General features: G+C 33.8%; 25 protein-coding genes and 2 pseudogenes. 11 read left to right on the top strand and 16 right to left on the bottom strand.

What is annotated here, in order from left to right; translation table 11 throughout:
* Nucleotides 1-6 precede the first annotated feature (6 nt).
* The 4 genes and pseudogenes from sucC to ACVYAD_RS01340 all read right to left on the bottom strand — a co-directional run.
* Entirely contained in the window at nt 7-1,167 is a 1,161-nt protein-coding gene (gene sucC, locus ACVYAD_RS01355; RefSeq protein WP_349660845.1) for an ADP-forming succinate--CoA ligase subunit beta, read from the bottom strand.
* 160 nt (nt 1,168-1,327) lie between these two features.
* On the bottom strand, nt 1,328-1,630 hold the full coding sequence (locus ACVYAD_RS01350; protein WP_197141877.1) for an EscU/YscU/HrcU family type III secretion system export apparatus switch protein: 303 nt from the start codon (nt 1,628-1,630) through the stop codon (nt 1,328-1,330).
* A complete protein-coding gene (locus tag ACVYAD_RS01345; RefSeq protein ID WP_476424124.1) occupies nt 1,627-3,519 on the bottom strand; it encodes a hypothetical protein in 1,893 nt (630 codons plus the stop codon). Before ACVYAD_RS01345 ends, ACVYAD_RS01350 begins: the two co-directional genes overlap by 4 nt.
* Nucleotides 3,520-3,564: 45 nt before the next feature.
* Nucleotides 3,565-4,101 (bottom strand): annotated as a pseudogene (locus ACVYAD_RS01340) (ribonuclease HII); the annotation flags it as partial.
* An 806-nt stretch (nt 4,102-4,907) separates the two neighbouring features.
* Between ACVYAD_RS01340 and ACVYAD_RS01335 the strand changes: the two are divergent.
* The 4 genes from ACVYAD_RS01335 (at nt 4,908) to ACVYAD_RS01320 (ending at nt 7,988) form a co-directional block, all read left to right on the top strand.
* A complete protein-coding gene (locus tag ACVYAD_RS01335) occupies nt 4,908-5,180 on the top strand; it encodes a hypothetical protein (RefSeq protein ID WP_476424122.1) in 273 nt (90 codons plus the stop codon).
* 401 nt (nt 5,181-5,581) lie between these two features.
* Entirely contained in the window at nt 5,582-5,845 is a 264-nt protein-coding gene (locus tag ACVYAD_RS01330; RefSeq protein WP_476424120.1) for a hypothetical protein, read from the top strand.
* Nucleotides 5,827-6,321 (top strand): gamma-mobile-trio protein GmtX, encoded by a 495-nt coding sequence (gene gmtX, locus ACVYAD_RS01325; protein ID WP_476424119.1) that lies wholly within the window; start codon nt 5,827-5,829, stop codon nt 6,319-6,321. The genes ACVYAD_RS01330 and gmtX overlap by 19 nt, the downstream gene beginning before the upstream one ends.
* A 431-nt stretch (nt 6,322-6,752) precedes the next feature.
* Nucleotides 6,753-7,988 (top strand): IS110 family RNA-guided transposase, encoded by a 1,236-nt coding sequence (locus ACVYAD_RS01320; RefSeq protein WP_476424117.1) that lies wholly within the window; start codon nt 6,753-6,755, stop codon nt 7,986-7,988.
* A gap of 202 nt (nt 7,989-8,190) precedes the next feature.
* Here ACVYAD_RS01320 and ACVYAD_RS01315 read toward each other — a convergent pair whose 3' ends face one another.
* Both ACVYAD_RS01315 and ACVYAD_RS01310 read right to left on the bottom strand, forming a co-directional pair.
* Nucleotides 8,191-8,961, bottom strand: a complete 771-nt coding sequence (locus ACVYAD_RS01315) for a YibE/F family protein (RefSeq protein WP_476424115.1) — start codon at nt 8,959-8,961, stop codon at nt 8,191-8,193.
* Nucleotides 8,958-10,097, bottom strand: a complete 1,140-nt coding sequence (locus tag ACVYAD_RS01310; protein ID WP_476424114.1) for a YibE/F family protein — start codon at nt 10,095-10,097, stop codon at nt 8,958-8,960. The genes ACVYAD_RS01315 and ACVYAD_RS01310 overlap by 4 nt, the downstream gene beginning before the upstream one ends.
* Before the next feature lie 285 nt (nt 10,098-10,382).
* Here ACVYAD_RS01310 and ACVYAD_RS01305 point away from each other — a divergent pair, with 285 nt between their 5' ends.
* Together ACVYAD_RS01305 and ACVYAD_RS01300 are read left to right on the top strand one after the other, a co-directional pair.
* Nucleotides 10,383-10,871 carry a MarR family transcriptional regulator gene (locus tag ACVYAD_RS01305; RefSeq protein ID WP_476424112.1) on the top strand — a complete coding sequence of 163 codons (489 nt, stop codon included), beginning with the start codon at nt 10,383-10,385 and terminating at the stop codon, nt 10,869-10,871.
* Nucleotides 10,872-10,873: 2 nt separating this feature from the next.
* Complete coding sequence (locus ACVYAD_RS01300) at nt 10,874-12,061, top strand: MFS transporter (protein WP_476424110.1); 1,188 nt, start codon at nt 10,874-10,876, stop codon at nt 12,059-12,061.
* A 152-nt stretch (nt 12,062-12,213) separates the two neighbouring features.
* Here ACVYAD_RS01300 and ACVYAD_RS01295 read toward each other — a convergent pair whose 3' ends face one another.
* From ACVYAD_RS01295 to ACVYAD_RS01285, 3 genes are all read right to left on the bottom strand, one after another.
* On the bottom strand, nt 12,214-12,873 hold the full coding sequence (locus tag ACVYAD_RS01295; RefSeq protein WP_004229990.1) for a zf-HC2 domain-containing protein: 660 nt from the start codon (nt 12,871-12,873) through the stop codon (nt 12,214-12,216).
* A complete protein-coding gene (locus tag ACVYAD_RS01290; RefSeq protein ID WP_476424108.1) occupies nt 12,860-13,354 on the bottom strand; it encodes an RNA polymerase sigma factor in 495 nt (164 codons plus the stop codon). Before ACVYAD_RS01290 ends, ACVYAD_RS01295 begins: the two co-directional genes overlap by 14 nt.
* A 779-nt stretch (nt 13,355-14,133) precedes the next feature.
* Nucleotides 14,134-14,991, bottom strand: a complete 858-nt coding sequence (locus tag ACVYAD_RS01285; protein WP_476424107.1) for a LysR family transcriptional regulator — start codon at nt 14,989-14,991, stop codon at nt 14,134-14,136.
* Between the two features lie 119 nt (nt 14,992-15,110).
* On the opposite strand from ACVYAD_RS01285, the gene ACVYAD_RS01280 reads away from it, so the two are divergent.
* Complete coding sequence (locus ACVYAD_RS01280; protein ID WP_476424105.1) at nt 15,111-15,989, top strand: DMT family transporter; 879 nt, start codon at nt 15,111-15,113, stop codon at nt 15,987-15,989.
* 1,017 nt (nt 15,990-17,006) lie between these two features.
* Here the strand turns inward: ACVYAD_RS01280 and ACVYAD_RS01275 are convergent.
* The 6 genes from ACVYAD_RS01275 to ACVYAD_RS01250 all read right to left on the bottom strand — a co-directional run bounded on the left by ACVYAD_RS01275 (nt 17,007) and on the right by ACVYAD_RS01250 (nt 20,861).
* Nucleotides 17,007-17,657, bottom strand: a complete 651-nt coding sequence (locus tag ACVYAD_RS01275) for a hypothetical protein (protein WP_476424103.1) — start codon at nt 17,655-17,657, stop codon at nt 17,007-17,009.
* Nucleotides 17,658-17,704: 47 nt separating this feature from the next.
* Nucleotides 17,705-17,833, bottom strand: coding sequence for a hypothetical protein (locus tag ACVYAD_RS01270; RefSeq protein WP_476424101.1), 129 nt, complete (start codon nt 17,831-17,833; stop codon nt 17,705-17,707).
* Between the two features lie 1,452 nt (nt 17,834-19,285).
* Nucleotides 19,286-19,798: a DUF5643 domain-containing protein gene (locus ACVYAD_RS01265; RefSeq protein WP_476424099.1), complete on the bottom strand. Its 513-nt coding sequence runs from the start codon at nt 19,796-19,798 to the stop codon at nt 19,286-19,288.
* Nucleotides 19,777-20,340 carry a DUF4179 domain-containing protein gene (locus ACVYAD_RS01260; RefSeq protein ID WP_476424097.1) on the bottom strand — a complete coding sequence of 188 codons (564 nt, stop codon included), beginning with the start codon at nt 20,338-20,340 and terminating at the stop codon, nt 19,777-19,779. The genes ACVYAD_RS01265 and ACVYAD_RS01260 overlap by 22 nt, the downstream gene beginning before the upstream one ends.
* Nucleotides 20,315-20,560: an RNA polymerase sigma factor gene (locus tag ACVYAD_RS01255; protein ID WP_476424095.1), complete on the bottom strand. Its 246-nt coding sequence runs from the start codon at nt 20,558-20,560 to the stop codon at nt 20,315-20,317. Before ACVYAD_RS01255 ends, ACVYAD_RS01260 begins: the two co-directional genes overlap by 26 nt.
* Nucleotides 20,535-20,861, bottom strand: coding sequence for a sigma factor (locus tag ACVYAD_RS01250; RefSeq protein ID WP_476424093.1), 327 nt, complete (start codon nt 20,859-20,861; stop codon nt 20,535-20,537). The genes ACVYAD_RS01255 and ACVYAD_RS01250 overlap by 26 nt, the downstream gene beginning before the upstream one ends.
* A 219-nt stretch (nt 20,862-21,080) precedes the next feature.
* Between ACVYAD_RS01250 and ACVYAD_RS01245 the strand changes: the two genes are divergently transcribed.
* Both ACVYAD_RS01245 and ACVYAD_RS01240 read left to right on the top strand, forming a co-directional pair.
* Nucleotides 21,081-22,100 carry an alpha/beta hydrolase gene (locus ACVYAD_RS01245; RefSeq protein WP_476424091.1) on the top strand — a complete coding sequence of 340 codons (1,020 nt, stop codon included), beginning with the start codon at nt 21,081-21,083 and terminating at the stop codon, nt 22,098-22,100.
* A gap of 225 nt (nt 22,101-22,325) precedes the next feature.
* Nucleotides 22,326-23,656, top strand: a protein-coding gene (locus ACVYAD_RS01240) for an IS3 family transposase (protein ID WP_476424089.1) whose coding sequence is annotated in 2 segments (ribosomal slippage) — nt 22,326-22,704 and nt 22,704-23,656 — 1,332 coding nt in all. Because the reading frame shifts where the segments join, the coding sequence is not laid out codon by codon here.
* Between the two features lie 157 nt (nt 23,657-23,813).
* Here ACVYAD_RS01240 and ACVYAD_RS01235 read toward each other — a convergent pair.
* Nucleotides 23,814-24,253 (bottom strand): annotated as a pseudogene (locus ACVYAD_RS01235) (YugN family protein).
* 18 nt (nt 24,254-24,271) lie between these two features.
* Between ACVYAD_RS01235 and ACVYAD_RS01230 the strand changes: the two are divergent.
* Together ACVYAD_RS01230 and ACVYAD_RS01225 are read left to right on the top strand one after the other, a co-directional pair.
* The gene (locus tag ACVYAD_RS01230; protein ID WP_476424087.1) at nt 24,272-25,045 is read left to right on the top strand and encodes a hypothetical protein; all 774 of its coding nucleotides are present in this window, start codon (nt 24,272-24,274) and stop codon (nt 25,043-25,045) included.
* Between the two features lie 295 nt (nt 25,046-25,340).
* Nucleotides 25,341-26,198, top strand: coding sequence for a hypothetical protein (locus ACVYAD_RS01225; protein WP_476424085.1), 858 nt, complete (start codon nt 25,341-25,343; stop codon nt 26,196-26,198).
* Nucleotides 26,199-26,401: the final 203 nt, after the last annotated feature.

Below are 26,401 nucleotides of genomic sequence, written 5' to 3'. Positions count from 1 at the left end.
CCTTCCTTAGCCTACTAGTCCCACAATTTTTTGTGCACCGTCAGCCATTGAATCCGCTGCAACGATGTTTAAACCAGATGCATTTAAAATCTCTTTTCCAAGCTCTACATTTGTACCTTCTAAACGTACAACTAAAGGCACAGTTAAGCCAAGTTCTTTGGCAGCTGCTACGACACCCTCAGCAATAATGTCACACTTCATAATTCCGCCAAAAATGTTTACAAAGATGCCTTTTACATGTGGATCAGAAAGGATAATTTTGAAAGCTTCTGTTACTTTTTCAGCAGTTGCACCGCCACCTACATCTAAGAAGTTAGCAGGGCTTCCGCCATAATAACTAATTGTGTCCATTGTAGCCATTGCAAGACCAGCTCCATTAACCATACAGCCAATGTTGCCATCTAATGAAATATAGCTAAGGTCATATTTTGATGCTTCGATTTCCTTTGGATCTTCTTCATCAAAATCACGTAATTCGACAATATCTTTATGACGATACAACGCGTTTGCATCGAAATTGAATTTTGCATCTAATGCTAGAACTTCTCCTTGTCCAGTGATAACAAGTGGATTAATTTCTACAATAGAAGCATCCTTGTCGATAAACGCTTGATACAAGCCTAACATTAATTTAACAGCTTTCCCTATTAGGTTAGCTGGAATATTCATATTGAACGCCATGCGACGTGCCTGGAAACCTGTTAACCCCACAACAGGATCCACAACTTCTTTGAAGATTTTTTCTGGATGTGATTCCGCTACTTCCTCAATATCCATGCCGCCCTCTTCAGATCCCATCATTGTTACACGGGATGTTGCGCGGTCTAATACTAAGCTTAAATAGTATTCTTTTTGAATATCAGAACCCTCTTCAATATATAAGCGTTTTACTTCTTTTCCTTCAGGACCTGTTTGATGAGTCACTAAAATTTTACCTATTAATTCTTTTGCATATGTACGCACCTCGTCAAGGTTTTTAGCGATTTTTACGCCCCCTGCTTTCCCGCGTCCACCTGCATGAATTTGCGCCTTGACTACAGTTACATTAGAGCCAAGTTCCTTCGCTACTTTCACAGCTTCATCAGGGGAAAAAGCAACTTTTCCGTTTGGTACAGCTACACCATATTTTCTAAGAATCTCTTTCCCTTGATATTCATGGATATTCATAATACATCCTCCCATCAAACATTTGCAAAATTGTTTTACTAACATAATCTATTCTAACGAAAGATTCTGATAAAGTCTATACCTTGTCTTTTATTCATTTTTTACATAAAAATATGACGGTTTTTTCTACTTCGTGTACTAAAACAGATATTTCCGAAAATCAGAATTCTCTATTTTTTCTATATTTTTGCGCATGTTGTTGATCTAGACGATAAATAAATGCAAAAACCTCAGCGACGGCTTCGTATAATTCTTCAGGAATTGACTCATTTAAATCTAATTGTCCGAGTAATTGAACAAGGTTAGGATCCTCATATATCGGGACATCGTGCTCATTCGCGCGCGCTAATATATTTTCTGCTACTTTCCCTTTTCCTTTTGCTACTACCGTCGGACTATCAAAACGACCTAACTTATAAGTGAGGGCGATAGCCTCTTTTCGAGTAAATTTTTCTTCACTCATATGCGGAAATCCACCCCACTATGTTCCTCCTGCTGTTCTACTACAGGGTTTTTTTCAGGTTGAGCTTTCTCAAATTGTTTAATAAAAACGCCTGAAAGTTGATACTCTTTTTCTGCTAATCCTATTTTTAATGCTGCTTTTAGTGGCTCTGCAAGCGGAATAATATCATTGTTTTCATTAAATACTGTCACAGAAACGACACGGTTTTGGACTTGCATATCAATAACCGTTTCTTTCATAGATTCCATTTGTAAATAAAATAATATGCGTGCGTAATTGGCGTCAATTTTACCATCTTCTTTCATGCGTCCATTCCACTGTAATGTTGCATCCATTTTCTTGCCGAAAAATTCTAATGGTACTTGCATAATAAGCTGATGCTGATGGCCATTTTCTCCTGAGGCTAGCTGCATGCCATTCATACGTGCCATTAACATTTCTGCAGCTTCCTTCAGCTGCGGAGTAACGTGCGCTTCCTGCAATAATGTATGTAATTGCGGTTTTAATTGATGTGCAATCTGCTGTAAATCGGCTGACTTGTTACTAAGAGTCGCTTCATAGCTAACTCCTAAATTTTTTAATACCGTTTTAAGCGCATGTTCCATTGCTTTACTGTCCATAGAATTTTGTACATGAGCATCCGCTTGTGTAACAATCTGCTGAATCATTGCTTGTGGGGATTCAACACTATTTCTCATGAGATTTCGCATAAATGCTTCGTTTTGTAGCGGAGTAGTTGCTTCATGCTTTAAAAGCGATAATAAATGGTCTTTCATAGAAAGAGCATTAGCGTCTTGTGTAAATAAACGCGCCGAAGAATTTTCTGCAAATGCCTTTATAAGGTGTTCTTGCATTTGTTTTGCAAAAATCTCTAGCGTTTGTTTAGTTGCTGGTAGCTGTTTAAATCGATCGATAAGTTCATTTAATGATTGCTTTTGTTCATTAGTTAACAAGCTTTGATTCGCTGTCCATGATCTAAGCTGATCAACAAGATGATGAATGTTGTCAGGTTTTGTCGTTAAAATTGTTTGAATAACTTCTCCAGCCTGTTGCAGCTGATTTGACTGTATAGGCTTTACATCGCTAAGGCTGGACCAATTTTGCAAGGTTGCCTGCTGAGGTAGTATCCCCGCCTCTTTTAAACTATTCATAGCTTGAATCTTTTCACTCATAGAAGACGCACTATTAGTTAATATTTGTATGGACTTAGCAAGGACTAAACTACCTGTTTCTACTTCAAAAGGCTTTGCAATTGCTTGTATTTGTTGCATTAGATTTTGCTTAAGATTTTCTGGTAAAGCTATATCCTTCGTTAAAAGCTGTGTAAAGTTTTCCATTATGGAAACCATGCCTGCAGTTTTTTGTCCACTTAGAAGAGCTTGAAACACATCATTTGTCATTGGCATTTTAAACTCTACCATTTTTTGAATGGCTTGCAGGGCATCCATTTTTGTTACGCCCTCAGGTAATGCCTTTAACCACATTTCTGCCTGCATCAGCTGCTCTTTTGAAATCGGAAGCTGCACCTTCATAAAATGAGCTAGAAGCTGCTGTGATTCAGCTGTTTTAGGTAAATTCATTGATTCAAGTAACTGATTAATCTGTTGACTTTGGGAAGCCGTTTGCGCCATAGGACCCGTAACAACTTTTAGTTCGGTTTGTGGGCTTGTACCAGTTACTTGAAAGAAATGTGCATCACCTGCTTTTAGCGGCACTTCGAGTTTAGCAATAAACTTTTGTTGACCAACCTGTATTTCTGCCATTTGATCTGGATATAATTGTTTGATTGTTCCTTGAAATATTTGTCCTTGTTTTAAAGTAAGTGGCTGATTAGCTGAGGTTATTGCAGCTTGTTGCATTTGAATCGGATTAAAAGATGTGGCTGTCATATACATACTCCTTTCATCAATTTTCTATTTTATTTGGCTTATCACTTAGAGCATTGACTTTATCGGTTCAAAGGACTTACGATGATGATTAGTTGGACCGAATTCTTCAAGTGCTTTTAAATGTTGTTTTGTGCCATACCCTGCATGCTGAGCAAAACCATACATAGGAAATTCTTCGTCCAATTGATCCATATAATCATCTCGCGCCGTTTTCGCTAATATCGACGCTGCTGCAATCGCTAGGCTTTTCGCATCCCCTTTAATGATTGAATCCTGCGGAATAGAGATTGGCAGCGTCATAGCATCTACTAGCACATAATTAGGTTTCATAGATAACGATTCTACACTTGTCTTCATCGATTGCTTCGTCGCTTCGTAAATATTTAACGCATCAATTTGTTGCGCTGGTTGAAAATGGATAAAATAACTTAATGCATACTCTTTTATTAAAGTAGCATAGGCATTGCGTTTATCTTTTGATAATTGCTTTGAATCATTTAAGCCGATTAGCGCCTCACAGTTTGCAGGTAAAATAACAGCAGCGGTTACTACTGGTCCTGCTAACGGTCCATTTCTTATTTCACTTTTTAAACTCATACACAAATAAGGTGACTATTTTGAAACATATGACACCCTAAGTTTTCAACCTAACTATCGACTATTTTTTGTCTGAGTACGTTAAATTAAATATGTCTAAGTATAACCAACTGAACTCAGGCTAATCTATCGCTTTTTCATACTAAAATGTATGACTTTATTTATAGTTTATTAAGATAATTGTATGTTCTCTAAATGATTATAAAAACATTAGAAATTATTTCTAATTATTAAATATCCCTTCTATTATATATTACTATTTTTCTGTACAAACTATCTCTTTTTGTATCGGCTATTTTTGCTAGGTATATATACGATTTTTCAATTTCATCAAAGATCCTGTTATCCTTTTTATAGATTTCTTATACATTGTTCATTTTCCTTTTCGCTATTAATGTTAAATACAATAAGTATTCTAAAGCTCAGAAATTCCACTGCTATTTCTGCATCTCACTTTTGACCTTATTATTAATGGATTATTTAAAAAAACATTATTTCGTTTTATACTTTTTGAAAAAATGTTACAACACGGATTTTCTAGGGTAGCATTTAACCTTATTTTAAAATCAATTCCTGTTGCTTTAATATCGTAATTTCGGAAGTGTAATAAACGGAGATATCTTCCTGTTTATCTATCCTTTTTTAATTCTAGGCTGTTTTCTCAAAGTTTATTGTTAATACACAAGGACCAAGTTGATTCTTCACATTTTGTAGATTAACTTGACCTTTGTTTTTTTACATACATAAATGTTTAACTTATTAGAAAACTTACCAAAAAGGAGATAGAATTTATGAGTAAAATTTTCATTTTTCTTATTACCTTATTAGTTACACTATTTACCTTGAACATACAAGGATTTGCCCAGTCTAATTCTGATGAAGAACCTTGGAGTAAGTATCCTGATAATTCAAAAACAAAATTCGAAGATGTAAATTCATTTTATGATTCTCTAGATAAAGAACAGTATGTTGAATTTAAAGATGCTCAATTGAATATTCGAAAAAAAACTTCTTTTAAAGATATTAATACCATACTATCAAAAGCAGATATCAATGGTTATTAATCAAGATCCAGTGGACAAGGTTTTCATCCTAATAGGCAAGTGTATGTCTTTGTAACAATATCAAAGTCAGAAAAGGAAAGAAGCAATATTTGATCCTGAGACTAAAAGACCAATTTCATTAAATTCAAATTAAATAAACGAAAACCAACTCATATTATTATTATCTAAGGTGAAATCTTTATAATCAAACTATTAAAAAGGTATTACATTTTAATGATGTAGTACCTTTTTATTGTAGTTATAAGTAAATATCAATGGTATTATATGTAATATTATAATCAAACTATAGGCATAGGTGAATATATATGAGATATGTTCAGGTATCTTCAAAATCATATAGGGATAATACAGGCAGGAGCATAGACTTTCCTACTCTTCTAGTAGAGTTTAATGGAGAGACAATGGTTTTTGAGCAATTACACAGATATCAAATAAAGAATCGTAGTAAAAGTAGAAGTTGGCATAAGAAGTTAGTACAAGCTGTTGGACTATTACTTGATTATATGGAAGCTAATCAGAATTATTATTCTTCCCCAAAAGAATTCTTTGATACATTTACGGAGTCTGTTTATTCAGGAACAATAAATGATGAAGGGTTAGCCCATCGGGACTTTATTGGTTACCAAAAAGAGTTGAAACAGCGAATATGCTTTTATCTGCTTTAAATGGGTTATCAGATTGGTTATATGAAGAATATGGAGCTGTTCAATTAAACCCTTGGAGAAAAGCCACAAGATATGAAGAACGACTTAACTGGATGGCACAGATAAGCAAAATAACCATTAACGATGATATCTTAGCAAGTATCTCCGAACCAACAACAAAAGCATTGGTTGGTATGCTTATGGCAGAGAATAAAAAGCTCAAAAGAGAAAACTCTCTGCTTAAAGAACAAACAACCTTTACGATTGATATGCGTCCTATAAACACTCTTAGCAAAAATAAGGATGTTGTTATAGTCGAGCCTTCTTATAAACTGACAGATACCGAAATAGATGCTCTTAGATATGCCATATCAAACGAATTTATGAGCCATCAGGGTTGGACTACCGATAATTATGGCAGAGTTAAAGAAAACGGGATTCAGATATATAAGGCTGGATATGTAACTGCCATACAAAAAATTCTTAATGGAATATAAAAGTAGCTTTAAAATAAAGTTTGAACAAAAACACCTCGTAAATCCTTACACTAAGATTAATAAGAAGCATCATTTTGAAAAAAGATTAATCAAAATGGATGCTTCTTTAGCATTTTTTAGTTTGCCTATTATAAAAAAGTTTGATCATTTTCTACAGCGTTACTTCATAATCGCGACCGATCGTATTATAAGGTCAGCCAGAAAATATTTCTGGTTGACCATTTTTTATATCGATATATGATAACGGTAGCCGGGGTAGAACGTTCGCGCCCGTGGGGCTAAGACCCCGTCCGCAAAACTGTTCGCCCCCTACTTGTAGAAATATGTTTGAGGCTAGTTGGGACAATGATCTCGTATAACAAGCGAAGCTATGACACTACAAAGAGGATTTAGGGGTTACCGGCAATTATCATTTTGAAGGAGGAATTATAATGAATCCAGTCATCGGTCTGGATGTAGCAAAAGGCGAAAGTCAGGTTCAAGCTTACTTGGAAAGAAAGAAGCCCTACAAGAAAAGTTTCAAAGTAAAACATGATCTTGATGGGTTAGCTAGTTTATTAGATTTTATTAAAGAATTAGAAGATATATCAGGAGAGCGTCCCCCTCTTGTTATGGAATCAACAGGCCATTATCACACACCAATTGTTCAATATTTTGAGGACAAAGGCTATTTAATAATTATCGTAAACCCACTCATCTCCTATAAAGCAAAAAATTCTAGTTTACGAAAGGTAAAAACAGATATCATTGATGCTAATCATCTCTGCGAGCTGTATTATAAGGAGGATTTAGAGCCTTATAAAAAGCGTGGTATCCAACTTACGAACTTACGTAACCTTACGAGACAGCACGATAATATTACAGGCATGTTTGTACAAACTAAACTACAATTTCAGGCAGTTTTAGATCAAGTTTTTCCTGAATATAGTAATGTTTTTGGAGACTTATATTCGGATGTTTCTTTGAAAATACTACATGCATTTCCTACTTCAGAGGATATATTGAAAGCCAATAATGAAGTATTAGCAACTAAAATAAAAGAATTCTGTAATTCTCGTTCTTTACAATGGGCATACAAACAGGCTGAAAAGCTAATGACTGCAGCAGCTCAAAACCCTTTTCAGAAAACTTTATATTCTAGTCTTGCCCTAAGCTTAAATATGTATATTAATATGCTCTTTGAATATAAAAAACATCTATCCATGCTTGAAAATGAGATAGATGCTTTATCAAAAAGTATTGAAGAATCTAAGATTATCCGATCAATTCCCGGTATCGGAGAAAAAATCGCTGCCACGATTGTATCTGAAATTGGGGAAATTGAAAGGTTTAATCATCCTAAGAAACTAGTCGCATTTGCCGGTCTTGATCCAAGTGTCTTTGAATCTGGTACATTCAAAGGTACTTACAACCGAATAACCAAAAGAGGCTCTAGCAGACTACGGCAAGCTTTGTATATGGCTGTTAAATGTGCTATTCGTGACTGTCGAAAACAGAAAACAACGGATGAAATCCTTCCTCGTAATAAGAAATTACGGGCGTTTTATGATAAAAAACGGGAAGAAGGGAAACCATTTAGAGTAGCTGTAATAGCTTGTGCAAACAAACTCTTACATTGGATTTATGCACTTTTAAAAAGCAAAACTTCTTTCCAAGACTTAGCTTGATTTAACAATTTAACTAAGTAGACCCGAACTTTCCAAATTAAGTATTTGGACGGTTATTTGGTATACACAAATTTAGTATAACATGATATTTTTATTATTTTTAATGAAAATTATTGACAACTATTAGCTGGTTTTGTTGAATTATGAAAATTAATTTTAGCATTATTTCACTAACATAAAATAGATATTTATTTTTTATTATTCAAGATATTATATCTGTCTTTTTTCGTGTTAAAAAGTAAGCTGTAATCCAAGCTGTAACAGGTATAACAAGGGTTACACCGATAGCTGAACAACAGATGGTAATCAATTCACTGCTGAATACCTTAGAATTGAAGATTTCTCCAAATGAATAAGATAAATCTTTAAACCATATGAGTAAAGCTAAGTAACTTCCAAAAAAGGCAAAAAATAGTGTATTGGTACTTGTTCCTAAAATATCACGACCGATGCTTAGTCCGAAATGAAATAGTTCTTTTCGTTCAATACTCGGATGATGAATATGCATTTCACGCATAGGAGAAGCAATCGCAATGGCTGCATCTGTAATCGCACCAATCGTACTCATAATAATAACTGATACAGCAATTTTCACAAAATCAATACCAATATAAAATGAGAACATTCCCATTTCTTCGGTTTCTTCCTCACCAAACCCTTGTATCATCGCACTATTCGTGATGATGCTAATAAAGATAACTAATACAATGGTTGTTACGATTGTTGCGTAAAAAGCTGTTTTTGTTGTCCAGTTAACTTGATTAATATAAAAAAGATTAATACAACTAATGAATATACAGGCAATTAGTGTGATGATAACTGGATTGAAATTTGGAACATTCATGAAAAATAGCACCATAACGATTACACCAAAATTTAAAAATAGCGCAATAAACGAACGAATCCCTTTTTTCCTCCCTATTATCGCCATTAAAACGAATAATAGTCCCGAAAGTAAAACTAATACATTCATGATTTTGCCTTCTTTCTATTGATAAAAAATATAGCAGTGTATAATCCAACTGGAATCGTTAAAACAATACCAATCCCACCAGATAATGCACGTACAAGCTCTAAGGATAGATTGATGGACATTGTGTATCCAAAGGGAGCCGCATTTTTAAAATAAAGTAAAAGGGTTGGAATCGATCCACTGACATATGCGAAAAATAAAATATTGGTCATTGTACCCATTATATCTTTGCCAATTTCTAAACCTGATTTAGTCAGTGCCTTAATTGAAATCGTTGGATCTTTTTCATACAATCCGAATATAGAAGAAGACATCGTAATTGCAACGTCCATTACTGCTCCTAAAGAGCCGATAAATAATCCAGCTAGAAAGACGGTTTTATAAGGTCGCGTTATAAATTGCAATTCTTCATAATGCAGCCCCTTTTCACTTGTGATCACTAAACATAAGTATGTAATGGCAAGTGATAAAAATGTGCCTACTAAAGTAGCAATAATTGCTGCAAATGTCTTTTCATTTCTGCCATTTACAAGTAATAATGAAAAAATTGTAAAGATGATAATGCTCAGTACACATATCCATAATAAGCTTTGGTTGGCATATTGAATATAAATATCAAGTGCAATCCATAGCAATGTTGCATTGAAAGCCAAGCTAATAACAGATAATAGACCTTGTCTTTTACCAACTGCAAGTAGGATAAAAATAAATACCCATAAAACGACGACGAGATATTTATCTCGTTTTACACCTGTTATTGATCCTGTTTGTATTTGATGTTCTTCCTGTACTGAATCAATAGATACAAACACTTCACTACCAACTTCAAATTTCTGATCAAATCCTTGTGACATTGAATAGTCATTTGTTAAATAAATGCGTGAGCCTTTTTCAACCCCATTTTTTACTTCAGCAATAAGTTCTTGTTGATATAACTCATCTTTATTTTGATAATTATCTTCTACTTTTGTTGAGCTATTCTCTGAAACCTCTATAATTTCTGCAATAGAGCTGTTGTAGAAAGAATAATTATGATGTACCCATAGTATTGAGCCTATAGCAAAACAAAAAAAGACTGCTAAGAATAGTCGCTGCTGTTTTGTATTTTTTTGATAAAACAATTGCAGAATTTGCATACATATCCCCCTCTTAATAAAAAGTTATTATATTATTCAATTTGAAAAAAAGCCATTAAAAAATATTATTTATTTACAAAATTCACCAATAGAAGTACACTATAAGTTTTATTTACAAAAAACAACCTATAAGAAAATAGCCAATGCAAAAAAGGGCCATTCCTTTTATTCCAGGAAAGCGCCCGTTTGTTGAACAGTTAATTTACACTTGACACTTATCTTTGTTAACCGGTAAACTAATATTATTAACCAGTTAACAAAAAATAAAAAGTTAGGTGATACATTATGAATCATATAGACAAAAAAATGGAAGCGTTGAATGCTTTGCAACGACTTATCCAAGAAAGAGAAGCCGTTCAAAAGAGAAAAAGCTTCAGTAAAAAAAATGAGGAAAACTCCATTATTATGGATTGGACTCTCACTCAATTACACATTGTTTCAGCCATCAAGGCGCAGGGTTCTGCGAATAATACATTCCTTTCGGAAACGTTAAACGTCTCCAAGCCAGCCATTACAAAGGCAATCAAAAAAATGCTCGAGAAGAACGTTATTGTCGAGACCAGACAGGAGGCCAATCAAAAAGAAGTTCACTATCTCCTTACTGCTTTCGGGAAGCAACTTTCCTCTATCCACGAACAATTACATGAGAAGGCAAGAAATCGATACCTGCGCCTATTGGATAGTTTCAATACAGACGAGTTAGAAACCATTATAACTTTTTTAGAAATGATTACTGATAAACTAAAAGATGATGACGTTCCAGTTGGAGAATAAATATGCAAAAGAGTGTAGCGCAAGAAAAATCGTTTGTCTTATATGCCTTGAGTATTAGCACGTTTTTTGCTTCTTTAAACCAGAACATCTATACACCGATCATTCCCCTTATTCGGGATTCGTTTGAAGTTTCAATCAGCTGGGTGAATTTTACGGTCAGTAGCTTTATCTTTATTATTGCGGTGATACAGATTGTTCTGGGGACTGTGGTTGATCATCAAAATAAAAAAAGATTATTGCTCATTAGCCTTCTTTTGATGGGCGTATCAGCAGTCATTTGTGCTTACACCAACAGTTTTATGTTGTTTACGCTGTTCAGAATGATTCAGGCAATCGGGGCAGGGATAATCCCTTTAGTTGCAATCAGTATGATTGCACAGTTATTTGAAGGTGAAGCAAGAGGAAGTGCCATGGGAACGTATCAAATCCTGCTTACCCTTGCACCCGCCGTTTCACCTGTGGTTGGAGGTTTTATTGGAGAGTTTTTTGGTTATGAGGGAATTTTCCTTTTTCTTTTGTTCATGGCGGTTTCCTTGCTGATGTTCATTGTTTATCTGCTGCCAAGTGAAAAACAGGATGAAACTGAAGTAAAACAGTCCAAAGGATTTATCCATTCCTATAAGGCAGTCTTTTCACATTATATTGGAACAAGTATTATGACCGTCGGCTTTTTAGTGTTTTTCATCTATTTTGCTATTCTCGTCTATCTGCCTGTCTTGCTCAATGATCATTATCATGTATCTTTACAGTTCATTGGATTATTATATTTACCTTTGACAGTCAGCATGATTGTCGGAAGTATTTTATTTAAAAGGTTGCAGAAAAAAATATCCCTAAATACTTTGTTTATCTCACTGTTAATTGTTATGCCATTGCAGGTCGTACTATTTGGTGTACTTCACGCTCAATCACTTGTGGCGTTAAGTATTATCCTATTTGGTTATGGAATTATGGTTGGATTTTCCGCCCCCCTTTTCTCAACGCTTATTAGCAATGAGTACAGCGAGCACCGAGGGACAGCTTTAGGAGTTTTTAACTTCGTCCGTTATTCAGGAATGGCGATTGGTGGAATGTCCTCCGCATTATATCATGTACTGCCTGGTTCTGCTTTATTTGTGCTGTTTGGTGTTTTACTGCTCTTGGTTTCCATTCTGCCTTATAAAAGATTTCAAAGCAGGAATGCTTCATAAACAAACAAAAAGACAACGGATATAGACACTTTTAATATCTGTTGTCTTTCTAGTTTTCACTTCACAATCTGGCCCTTTCCATGAATAAAGATGCTTTCCTTATTTCAGAAAAGCGCCAGATAATGGAATAACTAAATATGATTTCAATCAGATTATTTCTCCCAAATTAATACAGCACGTTCTAAAGCTGAATCCCAAGAATCCTTTCCTCCAGGAACCATCTCTTCTGAATCAAATTCAACATAATATACCGCATCGTTATTTCCACTTTCAGGTAGAACGAAGGTATCTTCTTGTCCAAGCCTCTTTTCATCATCAATCAGGTTTCTCGAAGGCGAATCAGCCATTGTTTTTGTATAATAAATAAAACTCACAATCTTTTTCTCTCCATCAATTTCAAATCCCATAGGAAACGTTCCGTGAACACCTGCACGGCTTTTGCCATAATATCGGGAAACCAACTGATGATCATTTTGTCTTTCGATTTTGATCAAATCTTCCGAATAAGGAATAACCGTTTCAAAATAGAAAACAGACAAATAGGTCCCCAATAAAATAAGTGCCGTTATGAAAACGGAAGTAATGGAAATGATCACTTTTTTCTTACGCCATTTTTTACTGATCTCTTTAAATTGAAAAGCCTTATTTTCTGCTGGGATATAAAGTTCCTGTTTCATGGCGTCATATTCTTTTTGACATTTTTCACAATGCTGTAAATGTTCGTCTACCATTTCTTTTGTATCTTGACTAACTACCTCATCAACATACAGAGGTAAAACATCTTGAATAATTGTGCATTTAATCTCTTTCATAATTCATCGCCTCCATATACTCGATAATTTGTTTTCTCGCTCTGTAAAAGGTAACCCTTACCCACCCTGCACTTTTTCCAAAAAGACGTCCTATCTTTTCAAAAGGTAATTCTCCAAAAGTACGTAATGAAAAGACCTCCTTATATGGCTCATTCATCGAGTGAAGAAACTGATGAACCATGAAGGCATCTTCTTCATTCATCAAATGCTTTACAATTTGCACTTCCATACTTGATTCTTCTACTGCACCTGAGTCTACTTGTCGTTTCTTTCTTTTGTAGTGTGAGAAATATGTATTTTTCGCAATTGTAAAAAGCCATGCTCGAATATCCTTAGAACCATCAAATTTTTTAATTGCTTTTAATGCCTTAAAAAATGCTTCTTGTGTTATTTCCTCGGCTATGCGCTCATCGTGACTTAATGATAGGATAAATAAATAAACTTCTTTAAAGTATTCGTGATAGATTTCCTCAAAGTCCACCTATTTTCACCCCTTTCACTTATATAACTCTTAGAATTTAATTACGTTACAAAAATATGTTATTTTCGATTATCAATCTATAAATGATTCAGGGGTAATATTGTTATTTTCACAAAAATAACAATAGGCATATTCAAAATAATATACCTCATCCTTCTTTAACTTCTTCTATCATTTAAGCACAATATCATTATAAGAATATTAATTTCTTTTAATATTCTTCCTCTATTAAATGGGCCTTTTATGAAGAAAGACGCTTTCCTTATTTCAGAAAAGCGCCAGATTCTGGATTACTCGAAAGTCCCCCTGTATGCATTTTATCTTTAGACCTAATTTCTTTGAACAAGAAATGTATCGAAGAATCATCTTTTATATTGAGTTAGTATCAAAATAATGAAAACTAACGTCAATCCTATTACACTGATTAATGATGCAACTTTTATATAACGGATTGCACCATCCGATTTCAGGTTCTTCTTTGTACATCCACCATTTTCCCCATAATAAGCTCTCTTGTGGGTAGAAATAACTCCATATTAATATCGCATATAATGGAATAGTTAAAAAAATATTAAAATTGTTTCTAACATTTTTAACATCTCCCCAGAAAAATTAATATTTAATATACGATTGAGTTTTCCATTGGTTTCAGATTGCTTCAGGCAATGATATAAATAACTAGCCTAGATCTGCACCCCAATGTTAGACACAAATCTAACATTGGGGGTGCAGATCAATTTCAGAAAAGCGCCCGTAAGTTAAAAAAACTGGTTTTCCAGTCATTCCTGTACATGTTTTCTAACCATTTCAATAAACGCTTTGACCGCAGGAGACAACCATTTGTTCTTATGATACATCAAATAAGTAGCAATTTTACCACCGGTTTGATACTCCATCCCCGATAATTTTTTTTCACTAAGCTCATTTTCCACAGTAACGTATGGAAGCATGGATATTCCAAGTCCACTGATTATTGATTGTTTAATAGCCTCAATACTCCAGAATTCAATAGTCGATTTTGAAGGAATATTATATTCCTGAATATACTGTTCAAACAGAAAACGATAGCTGCACCCCTTCTCTGTGTAAAGTAAATTGCTACAAGTATTATTCCAATCAAAATCATTCGGATACAAAAACATCATCCGTTCATCCCAAAGTTTTTCTGTCAGTATGTCTACATCATTTAATTCATTCCCCAATAAAAACGAGATATCTGCATTCCCAGTAATTAATTCTTCTTTAAAATTCATTGGATCTAAATGATGCCATTCAATATTTACATTTGGATATTTATCCTTAAATTCTTTAATTATCGGTGGAAAACGATAGATCAATAATGCTTCAGGTGCCGAAATAACAATATCTCCACCAACCTCTCCATTTACGGAAGTGACTTCTTTTATATCTTTGTAAAGTTGAAGCATTTTATTGGCATAGGGTAATAGTTGTTTTCCGGTTTCTGTTAAAATGATTTGTTTACCGATTCTATCGAAAAGTGGTTGATCGAGTTCAATTTCAAGGGATTTAATATGTGAAGTGATCGTTGATTGTGCATATCCTAGTTTGTCTGCAGCTTTTGTAAATCCACCAGTTTCAACTATCGTTTTAAAAGTTTTCAAATGGCGTATTTCCATTAACCAATTCCTCCTTTCAATCCATCAGAAAACATGATGGATATAATTCAAATTATCAATTTTATTAATTGAATGCAAATACTTATACTTGAAGTTATATTACATAAAGGCAGTGATGAATGATGAAAATAAATATAGTTGGGATATTTTATGCTTTTATTTGGGCGAGTGGAGCAATCGCAACAAAGATAGGTCTTTTTTCAGCCAGCCCATTGATTTTTGCTTCTGTACGATTGCTATGTGCAGGAGTTATACTGTTTTTGTTCGTATATATCTTCAGAAACTATCGATATCCTAAAGGGTCGGAATGGGCAAATTTAATTATACTTGGTATTTTAAATACAACTCTTTATGTTGGCTGCTCGTTCCTATCCCTTGCATATGTGGATTCCACAATTTTTAATTTATTTATTACAATAAATCCATTTATTGTAGCTTTTCTTTCCTCCATTTTTCTTCATAGAAAGATAGGACAAAAAGAAATTCTAGGAATGGCCATTTCTGCATTTGGAATCATGATTGCTATTGTTCCCTATTTAGAATCATTGAATGCCACATTATTTGGGCTAATTACTCTGGGAGTAGGAGTATTATCCATGGGCATTGGAAGTGTGTTTTATAATAAAATACAACTGAATCTGCCTCAAATTGTCGTTAATACCTGGCAAATTATTTTCGGCAGTTTAATTGCATTCCCCTTTGTTTTCTTATTAGAGCCGGATTTTTATATTCAGTTTGATCCATATTTTTTGATCGGACTTTTTTGGCAGGTTGTTATGACTTCTATTATTGCCATGATCCTTTGGTTTTACCTGCTTAAATTTGATGCTGTTAGAGCAAATAATTTTTTATTTCTAACACCTATTTTCGGTTACATCTTATCGGCAATATTCTTAAATGAGATGCTTACTGTTTACCATTACGTGGGTGCTTTATTCGTTATTGCAGGTACGTTCTTTAGCCAGTCAATGAAAAAACGACAACATGGAAATTCATAGCTCGTTCTAAATATCAAAGAAAAAATTTTAAAAAGTTGCATATCGAGTTATTTATTGAAGTGAATTATTCTTCAAAACCGAACAAAAATCTTGGCTACTTACTTCACTATTAAGCTATAACTGTGAAAAAGAAATATATTTTATTTTTGCACATAAGTTTTTCAAGATAATGGCCCGATTGTGGAATAAGAAACCTGCATTCCATACAGGTTTTTTATCAAACTTTATTATAAACGATCAAATTTATTTATAAATTATCAATCTTTATTAAAAGACCACAATAAAAAATACATCCATTATCTCAATAAAGATTTAGTGGATGTATTTTTATATACAAATAAAAGTTTGATTATAAAGTTTGGTTATATATAATCAAACTCAAATCCTCTAAATATAAGGTCTGGTTTTATTTTATTATACTATTTACCCTATATTATTAATGTTGAGTTGGTTTTTTATTCTAAACTACTCTTTTTAATCTTCTTTCTCGTAAATATGGGTTCTTTTTTTACGCTACCTTGCCAACATAATTATTATTATCTTACCCATACTATCTGGAGTTTTTTGGGTTTCCTTTTTATCTTCAAAATTATTTACGAACCATCTCCAGTAATACAAAAAAGACTCTTCTGATGCATATATTCGGTGTGCCAAGCGCCAACAATTGAATCTTTTTGAATACATAATACAAATGCTATATTCATAACTTTCCTTTCATTGAAAGCATCAAAAAGACTTAGGAATATCTCCTAAGCCCAATCCTCACATACTATTTCTATTTTAAATATCCTTTTCTTAGATGACAAATATAGATCAACTCCTTTATCATCATATTTTGAGATACTTTTTTATATTTCATCAAACGGTTAAATCATTTGCCATTGCTTTTAGGCTTTCAAAACCTTGCTACGCAAAACTTCGAACTCCCAGAAAAAGAAAGAAAACACGCCTTTTTGGGGCGTGTTTTCTTTCTACTCCACAATCTCTTGAACATAGTGGTTCATGTTCTTTTTATTATTAACTTACTTTAACAATTCTTACAGATACATTTGGAATGCTTGCAAACTGAGAGTTATAAATATTTCCTCCTAGTGAATCCGCTGCAATTTCCAAAGTATTAACAAGATTAGGTGCTACAACAAGAAACCCCGAACTTAAAGTTTGAAACGTTCCAGATGCTACTTGAGGACTGACAACAGTGGCTCCAACAATAGAAGAACCATTAAGGAGAGCTCTAGTAGATACAAAATTAGCTGTTGGGGCTGATGATTTGGTAGTATATTCTACCCAATAAGTACCAGCTTCTATATTTATAACACTAGAACCCGGTGTATGTGTTATTCCTGGTGTCAATATTAGATTAGTATCTAATGGTATCCCTGTACCCTGAGGAATGAGTCCAGTAGTAGTGAAGTTTACTATAAAAGCATGGATGTTAGTAGCTAATGATTCAGGAGGTGGACAACACATAGAACAAGGAATTGCATGAAGTTTGTAATTTCTTTTTGGACAACACATAGAACAAGGAATTGCATGAAGTTTGAATTTTCTTTTGTTATTTAGGCTCATATACAAGTCATACTCCTTTATCTTAGTAGTATATTTTATAAGGAATAAGTTTTTTTCTCCTGTATCTTTATCCATAACGATCGCGATAACATTTTTCAAAGTTTAACAGCCAAGCATGGACGCCGTTCGAAAATTCGTAGGGAACCTCAATTTTCATAAAAGTTTTCGATATTGTTCTCTTTCATTTTGCCACTGGCACGCACAACATCAAAGCTACGCTCTTGTAAAAATTTCGGCAAAGCACCATGAATGTAATTAATTTTTGCTTTGTTCATTACCACTCTTGCCTGCAATTTTCAGTTCTCTTTATTGACTTTCTCAAAGTACAAATGCATGTCATTCTCTTTTCCGAACTCCTTACAGAAAAATTCGTAGCAACCTTAAAATAATCATCTGCTTTTTTCTCGCCCCATTTTTCAGCTTGCTCTTGAGGGATCGTTAAAATATTGGAGTATATCACGACCGAATTCCTCTCTCTTTTAATTCGTCCACTCGCTGCTTATACAAATTTCCCTCTGACTCTACTAGGTCATAATTATTTTTTGTACGCTCCAGATCAATGTCTTCATTTTATTTAAAGGGTTGGTTCTGCAACAACCAACGGTATTTTAATAATTGGAGTGGAAAGTGGTGAAGCGATTACTGGAGTATTAGCACTATATAATTGTGTTTGTTCAGTTGATGATACGGGATAAGGGGGGAGAGGGTTGGATCTGATTATCAATTCATTACTCAAAAAAATTCCCTTTTCTCTTTATAGTAATAAAGAGGTCTCTATATAGCTAGAATATGTAGCAATCAAATCTATGCATGGACGTTTTACTAACATTTTTACTCATCTTAATAAAAGAGTTTTTTGAGCTTAAAGATTGATTTTTAATTATCCTCTAGTCCATTGTCTATCATTACTGCCTACTAAAACATTATTGACAGTAAATTACACTTCGCCTTTCTTGTAAAACACAATGCTTGAAGCGAATCACCTATAATCTTGATAAATTTGATTTCTTTTCGTACACTTTTAATACATTAACGGTCTTACAAGTTAAATATTTCCAAAATAAGAAACTCTTCAACTTTTCGGTGTTTAGCTCTGAATAAATCACTTTGTTTTTCAAACATAGTAATTGTCTAGACACTTACATTCACAAGTTTGTCGATCTCACCATTACAACTTTAGGTTCTTCTTTCTCTATAAAGTATATTTCTTTAGTTGAGTAAGAAATATGGCCCGATCGTTGAACAAAACTAAAAAAGTCAATTAATTCATTAGTCCATGGATAAAAGCCCCATAAACGAACGTTTACGGAGCCTTTGACTATTTTAAAAAAAAAACCTATCAACATTATAGCCTTCAATTTTAAACTCTACTTGCAGAGGACGGGAATTAATCACTCCCTCCTTCTCAATTTGTTAAATACTATTTTTAATTAGTCGGAATACAAATAGATAATTTTTCTATAATAAGATTAAATAGAAACTGTATATTCTTATTTAAGAAAAACATTCATTCTCTATGTCATTACTTAAGATAATGTAATCGTAATTTAAATCTAACCGTTAATCCAATAACTCCAGGTTTTATTCCGCCAAACTCAAAAGACACATCTAAGTCGGGTATTGATAAAAATAATACCTCTGTTAATTTGCAGAGGTATACCTTAATTAATTCCAGTAATTGTTTTGATATATAGATATCGAGACTAAAGAAAAAGCAATTACCATAATTAGGGAAGAGTTACTGAAAAGCTTTTAAATTCGACATCAGCTCCTTCATAAGGTTGGATTTCAGTTTTCGTTTCATTAACTTCAATATCAACTTCCACACTAGTTCCTCCATCAAGGAATTTAATATACGGGATAACTGTCAATGACTTTACATTATCTGTGATTGGGTCAATTAGTCGAGTACCAGTTAAATGTTCCTTGCCATCGATTATTTGTATTTTACTGCCACCTGAATGAGACTTCAGCTCGTTTCCTTTGTCATCAATTACTTTATAATCTAAATATCCATTAGATAAGTAATTTATTTGTTCTGATTTTGCACTAAAGGTAAATTGCATTCCTGCTGGACTTACTTTTAAATCAGAGACTGTTAGTTCTATGCCTTCAACATTCTGAGAATGATTAATGGCAACGGATCGGACTTTAGATTTTTTACTAACAGGAGTAGAAAAATCCCACTGTTTACCGTCAATACTTGTAAAGTTTACACCTAGCGTAAATGCTTCAGGCAAATCATCAATGAATCTATGTTAATGATGCCTGTTCGTTGGGTAGATGATATTTCAGATTCATAATAAGTACCAGCATGTGAAATTCCTTTTCCATTGATTGTGATATTAGGGGCTGAAAAGGATTCTTCAAAAGGTTCCTCGGATGTTATTGAAAATCCTATTGTAAAACGTGTTTCGTCATAGAAAACTTCATCAAGTGTGATTGAAGTTTTCCCAGTACTTTTCGTAGCGCCAATTTTATTAGTTAAACCTTGCTCATTTACCTGCTCTAAACCAGGATCTCCAGATTCACTAAAAACTGTACCTATAAACGGAATTTTTGATACTATATTAGCCATTACAGGTGAAACAAATGTCGAACTAATTAATAACATGGTTGCAACAGCAACAGAACTTACGCTATAAAACATTTTCTTTCTAATAGACTCTTTTCTTTTGCGTGAACTCCATTTATCTGTTTTCAAAATAATTTCGTCAAGTTTATCGATTGGGGCGTGAATATTATCAACTTCTTCTTTAAACAATCGAATTTTGTCTGTCATCGATGTAAACCCCCTTTAATTTTTGCCTTAATACTTGTAGCCCGCTACGGATATTCGTTTTCACAGTACCCTCTGGGCAATTGAGCAATGTTGCAATTTGCTTAACTGTATAATCTTCATAAAAACGTAAGAGTAGGACCGTTTTATACTTCTCATCAATTTCGTCCATTGCTTGAAGAAGATCAAGATGCTCCTCACTCTGAAAATACAGTATTCCCATTGTGAACAAGTAATTCATTACTAATCGGAATTACCTTTTTCTTCTTTTTAAGAGTTGCTATAGCTGTGTTAATAAGTATTCGGATTATCCAAGTTGAAAAATAATCGTTGTTTTTCAAAGTATCAATCGAAATAAAAGCTTTATATAGACTTTCCTGAAACACTTTTAGAGCATCGTCTTCATTTTGCATATACACATATGCCATTCTGTACATTTTTTCTTTTTCTTGGTGAATTAGTGTTTGAAATGCTCCAGAATCACCTTTCTTGGCACGTTTTACTAACTGTGATTTACTCTCCAATTTGGTTACCTCCTGGTTCGAATTCTTGATATAATATTTTTATATGAGGTTCGATAACGTCTTTATAGTTTGTTAACTGTCTACATCTGATTAGATAAATCTTCAGGTAGGAGGTAAAAAAAAGGAGAGGTTAGAATAATCACTCTTGTCTTTATCAACCCTCATCTTTTTCCTTTAGCGAATTTCATATAAAAAATTAAAGAGGTAAGGTTAATCAATTTGAAAACAAATAAAAAGTTTTATCAGAAAAAACGGTGGATGATTCCTGTCTACATTTTTGTCATTCCTGTTCTGTTTATATTTATGATTGGACAGTTTACACCTGTAGTTAATACCTTTATAATTAAGCAGCTTTTCGAAGCTGATTCTTTTTCATCCCCTAAGAACATTGAAAAAATAAAAAGACAAGTCCATGTTGAAAAAGATATTATTTACGATAAAAATGGATTTGAGAATAGTCTTTTAGATATTTACTATCCAAAAAATATTAAAAAAGAACTTCCTGTTATCATGTGGATACATGGTGGTGCATTTGTATCGGGTAGTAAAGAACAAACGCAAGAATATGGAATGGCATTAGCAAATGAAGGATATGTTGTAGCAAATATAAACTATGCTATTGCACCGGGACAAAAATATCCTATACCAATCATACAAACTAACCAGGCTCTTAAATATTTACAGGACAATGTCTCAAAATACGGCGGCAATATGAATCAATTATTTATTGGCGGTGATTCAGCAGGGGCTCAAATTGCCAGTCAAACAATTGCAATAATAACTAATGAAGTTCTAGCAAAATCAATGAATATTCAACCTTCTGTTGATAAAAAACAGGTAAAAGGTGCTCTTTTATTCTGTGGTGTCTATAACATGGAGAAAATAGGTGTTCAATCATCTCCAATAATAAAAAAAGGTATACAATCAGTATTTTGGGCATATACAGGAAAAAAAGATTTCAAGTCCTTCTCTAGATTAAATGAGATGTCTACAGTTAACCATATAACACCTAATTACCCTCCAACTTTTTTGACAGTTGGAGATGCTGATCCACTAGCTCCACAATCCACGGAGCTTATAGATGTTCTCCAAAAAAATGGTGTGGAAGTAGAAAGTGTTCTATTTGACGGAACAAATACTGACCTAGGTCATGAGTATCAATTTGATTTTACTACTACACATGCTGAACAAACGCTAGGAAAAACGCTTGCCTTCATAAAAAAACATAGTGAGAAATAGCTCAATTTATTTTTGGTTATATTACAATAAAACTTAGCTATAAAAATACCCTATGGTATTTCTATCTCTTTTATAATTTGAATAAATAAAACCGATTTCCAACTAATGAACTGAACCCCGAATAGTGGACACTTTAAAAAAAGTGGACCTATTCGGGTTTTTTCTATTTTCAACGTTTGAAAACCCCGTTATACTATCCATACCATTTATGAACGGGAGAACATCATGAGTAAAATAATTTTTAACGAACATCAACGCAGACAAATTGAAGCGAATCCAAATGTCGCCTCAGTATCCGACCGCTCAATTCAATATACAGCCGACTTTAAATTGAAAGCTGTTCAGGAAAATTCACAAGGAAAAGGTCCAGTCCAAATCTTCAGAGAAGCGGGATTTGACTTAGAGCTGATAGGAATTAAGAAAGCTAAAAGTGCAATTAGCCGTTGGAAGAAAACATATCAAACACATGGTAAGGAAGGCTTTTTAGAGGAACGTCGTGGAAAAGAGAGTACTGGTCGTCCACGCCTTGAAAACTTATCCGCAGAAAAAAAACTTGATAAAGCGGAAGCGCGTATTCAACTATTAGAGGCAGAACTTAATCTGCTAAAAAAGCTCGACGAAATGGAAAGGTAGGCGAAGAAGAATCGTTTTTAACACCAAAAGAGAAATACCAAGCCATCAATGAAACGATTCGTTTATATCAATTAAAAAATATGACTCGCCATCTTTGTCAGGTAGCGAATGTCAGTCCAAGCGGCTATTATAAATGGCTTCAAAATAGGGAGAAACACGCTTTACATGAAGAAGCTGATTATCAAGATTACATCTTATTAAAATCAATTTATGATCAAGCGAAAGGGAAAATTGGTTATCGTGGATTTTATATGGCACTGGTAGATGTACTGGACACACCGATGAACCATAAAAAGATTCTTCGTCTGATGCGTAAGTTCAATTTATATGCGAAAGTACGTCGTGCCAATCCGTATCGTCTGTTAGAAAAAGCAACAGAGGCGCATCGCCGTATACCGAACCATTTAAACCGTACATTTAAGCAAGAAGAGCCAGGAAAAGTATTCTTAACAGATATTACGTATCTGCAATATAGAGGTGGTCAAAGGGCGTATTTATCATGCGTGAAAGATGTCGCAACACGAGAAATTGTAGCATATGAATTATCTACTACGTTAAAAATGTCCCTTGTCTATAAGACGCTTGAAAAGTTAAAAACACATCTAGATGGCAATCTCCATCCGGAAGCGATGATTCACTCGGACCAAGGTATTCATTATACACACCCAGAATATCAGCAGCGTGTAAAAGAAATGGGACTTCTCCAGTCAATGTCCCGCAGAGGAAATTGTCTTGATAATGCGCCAATAGAATCGTTCTTCGGTCATTTCAAAGATGAAGTAGATTATAAACAAGCAGAAAGTTTGGCAGAATTACACACAATAGTGATGGACTATATGGACCATTATAATCACACACGAAAGCAATGGACATTAAAAAAGATGGCTCCGGCAATTTACCGAAGCCGTCTCATTGCGGCTTAACTTACAACTACATCCCTTTTTATTAAACTGTCTACAAAATAGAGTTCAGTTCATATACAGGTAATCGGTTTTTTCTTATCCTTTAAACTTAAGCCTTTCAATCTTCTTATAGTGTCTAACCGTACAACAGACCAAATTGACCCGATCTACTACCTCATTACATACAGCTAATAAACTTTTTTATAGCTTGTTCTCCCGCATGTACCCATTTATTTTTATTCCTAATGTAACCGTCTTTATCAAGAGGATCTTGAAATTGGTTAAATCCCGTGGCACTCAATAAAGAATTTTTATCATTGTCCAAACCAATATTTACGACGTGCTTTATAACGTATGGTTTGCTGAAAATAATGGATGCATCGTATTCGTCGAGCTCTCCTTCCAAAACTGAAAATGGAACTCTAAGTAAATGGTTTCTCCTCCTTCTCTCCACAAAATGGAATCAAAACATCCCCGATCATAATCCCAATTTCCTCCCAATGTATATCCTATTTCTTTAATTCGGCAAGAGATGTATGTCAAATATCTCAAGAGAAGCCATGTATTCAAGTACCACTGGCACCGAAAATGGTAACTTAATGTTTTGTTGATACTCACGAACTTTTTGATAATCACATGTTTTTAGACGGTTTGGAAACAGAAGTTGTATTTGAAGATGAAACATGTAATCACAATAAAACGTTAATTACTGTTACATCTGTAACGCCAACAGATGTCCAAACTGATGCCCAACCTGTTCAAGTTACCATTCAGACAAAAGGGTGTGATCCTCCGCTTATAGCGGTGATCACTCCATTTAATTCAAGAGCGTTTCAAATAGAAGATTTTGAAAGCTTAACTTTGACCAACCTTTCTACACTTCCTGCTGAAGTTGAATATAGTATACAAAAAACTCTCTGTATTTGTTGTGAAGATGATGATAAAGGAATGTTTCATTCCTGTGATCAAGGAGTAGGAGAATTATTTACTGGAAAACACATCCTTGATATCGATGCGATTTTTTCAGAAGAGACTACACTAATATTATTTGAAGATTTTACTTGTAATCACAATAAAACTCTATTAACGTTCAACGCATTCAGGAGCGCTGCTTTTACAATTAAAACAAGAGGCTGCTTGCCGAAGACAATAATCGTCGAGGGGAATCGCCTTAATCCACATGATCGTGCAATTCAGGTAGAGAATCTTGAAAGCGTTATTATAACAAACCTTACTTCCAGTCAGAATTTTATCTCTTTGATTGGGAGTAAAACGTTTTGCATATCCTATCCTGGTAAAGATCATAACCAGAAATGTGGTTCCTGTTGCAAGAGTTGTAACAACAAGAATAAATGTCATACATGTAAACGATGTAAAAAATGTAGTTGTTCTTGTAACCGTATGTATTAAAATAGTGAGGGTACCACCAATTGATGCAGGTGGTGCTACAGAAATCGTTTTTGAGGATTTCACCAAAAATCATAATAAAACCCTTTTGGTTTTGAAGAATAGATGATTTTCGGGGTATTTCCAGAACAATTAAAATAAGAACATGTAATACCCCAATTACTGCTGATATCCCCAGAAGAGAGTTACGTATTTTTCGGGTAGAGAATTTTAAAAGTCCCAGTTTAACAAACCCAATTCTTGGGCTCTCTGAAAAGGTGAAAACAAGCTCATCACCAATGACAAAAGGACTACAAACATGAAGAATACTAAATTAAAAAACTTTGCACCTTATTTTCTTATGTTGCCCTCAATCTTTATAGGGACTCTAGCAATGATATCGTATGGTGTTACGTCAACTATTTGGATGCAAAATATAATAATCTGGATTTTAGGAACAGTTTTAGGTTGTACTTTTTTAATTAGATCCAGGAAAAAACATTTAAATAAAAATAATTCTATACCCATCATTATGATAATAGCTGTATTAGTCTTGCCTTTTTGGTTTATTGGTTTAAATGGTGTTCAGCGTTGTTTGTCTTTTGGACCAATAAATCTTTATGTAGCAAGTGTTTTTTTACCTTTATTTATTGTATATTTATGGAGATTACTATTGAACCATCATGAAATTTATGTAATAGGATTAACTTTTATTGCATTAACAATATTGCTTTTTCATCCAGATGCAGGGCAAGTAACCGCATTTGCGTGTGCAGCTACAGTTATTTTGTGGAAAAAGATTATTAATAAGACGTTAAGGTTACTTATTCTAACACTTACAACTACTATGGTTATCGTATCATGGATACTTCTCGATGATTTAGCACCAGTTCCTTATGTAGAACAAATTATTTTTTTAGTTGCAGATATGGGAGAAGGCTGGTTCATTTTAGGTATTCTGTCGCTCATATTGTTATTATTTCCATTCTTTTTTTTCGGTAAAGTAACAATCGTCTCTCTATCGCTAGGAGTTTATTTTCTAATGACAATGATTGTAACTTTCTTTGGGAATTTCCCAATGCCAATCATGGGATACGGAACATCACCAGTTATCGGTTACTTATTTGCTATCACTTGGGTTAATAAAATCAATAGAAGTGTCTTAAATAAAGATTAAATGTAGTAAAGTGCTTAAAAAAGAAAATATTCTTTCACGAAAACAAATCCTAATTTTCTACAAAAGATAGTTGGGATTTGTTGATTTTTTGAATTAGGGGGAAAAAAATTAATATTATGTATGATTAATGTCCACTAAATTGTTTCGTGATTTGGTTCCATTGCTATATAGATCAAAATGAAGGAATTTTATCAAAAAACAAA

The organism is Lysinibacillus sp. G1-3 (genome assembly GCF_056322905.1).
The sequence above is the reverse complement of the archived record's forward strand: the minus strand, read 5'-3'. Positions and strand labels throughout refer to the sequence as shown.

Excerpts from the sequence above, each read along its gene's own strand:
- sucC (WP_349660845.1), bottom strand. The coding sequence starts at position 1,167 with ATGAATATCCATGAATATCAAGGGAAAGAGATTCTTAGAAAATATGGT.
- ACVYAD_RS01350 (WP_197141877.1), bottom strand. The coding sequence starts at position 1,630 with ATGAGTGAAGAAAAATTTACTCGAAAAGAGGCTATCGCCCTCACTTAT.
- ACVYAD_RS01345 (WP_476424124.1), bottom strand. The coding sequence starts at position 3,519 with ATGACAGCCACATCTTTTAATCCGATTCAAATGCAACAAGCTGCAATA.
- ACVYAD_RS01335 (WP_476424122.1), top strand. The coding sequence starts at position 4,908 with ATGAGTAAAATTTTCATTTTTCTTATTACCTTATTAGTTACACTATTT.
- ACVYAD_RS01330 (WP_476424120.1), top strand. The coding sequence starts at position 5,582 with ATGGTTTTTGAGCAATTACACAGATATCAAATAAAGAATCGTAGTAAA.
- gmtX (WP_476424119.1), top strand. The coding sequence starts at position 5,827 with ATGCTTTTATCTGCTTTAAATGGGTTATCAGATTGGTTATATGAAGAA.
- ACVYAD_RS01320 (WP_476424117.1), top strand. The coding sequence starts at position 6,753 with ATGAATCCAGTCATCGGTCTGGATGTAGCAAAAGGCGAAAGTCAGGTT.
- ACVYAD_RS01315 (WP_476424115.1), bottom strand. The coding sequence starts at position 8,961 with ATGAATGTATTAGTTTTACTTTCGGGACTATTATTCGTTTTAATGGCG.
- ACVYAD_RS01310 (WP_476424114.1), bottom strand. The coding sequence starts at position 10,097 with ATGCAAATTCTGCAATTGTTTTATCAAAAAAATACAAAACAGCAGCGA.
- ACVYAD_RS01305 (WP_476424112.1), top strand. The coding sequence starts at position 10,383 with ATGAATCATATAGACAAAAAAATGGAAGCGTTGAATGCTTTGCAACGA.
- ACVYAD_RS01300 (WP_476424110.1), top strand. The coding sequence starts at position 10,874 with ATGCAAAAGAGTGTAGCGCAAGAAAAATCGTTTGTCTTATATGCCTTG.
- ACVYAD_RS01295 (WP_004229990.1), bottom strand. The coding sequence starts at position 12,873 with ATGAAAGAGATTAAATGCACAATTATTCAAGATGTTTTACCTCTGTAT.
- ACVYAD_RS01285 (WP_476424107.1), bottom strand. The coding sequence starts at position 14,991 with ATGGAAATACGCCATTTGAAAACTTTTAAAACGATAGTTGAAACTGGT.
- ACVYAD_RS01280 (WP_476424105.1), top strand. The coding sequence starts at position 15,111 with ATGATGAAAATAAATATAGTTGGGATATTTTATGCTTTTATTTGGGCG.
- ACVYAD_RS01270 (WP_476424101.1), bottom strand. The coding sequence starts at position 17,833 with ATGAACAAAGCAAAAATTAATTACATTCATGGTGCTTTGCCGAAATTT.
- ACVYAD_RS01260 (WP_476424097.1), bottom strand. The coding sequence starts at position 20,340 with ATGACAGACAAAATTCGATTGTTTAAAGAAGAAGTTGATAATATTCAC.
- ACVYAD_RS01255 (WP_476424095.1), bottom strand. The coding sequence starts at position 20,560 with ATGGGAATACTGTATTTTCAGAGTGAGGAGCATCTTGATCTTCTTCAA.
- ACVYAD_RS01230 (WP_476424087.1), top strand. The coding sequence starts at position 24,272 with ATGTTTTTAGACGGTTTGGAAACAGAAGTTGTATTTGAAGATGAAACA.
- ACVYAD_RS01225 (WP_476424085.1), top strand. The coding sequence starts at position 25,341 with ATGAAGAATACTAAATTAAAAAACTTTGCACCTTATTTTCTTATGTTG.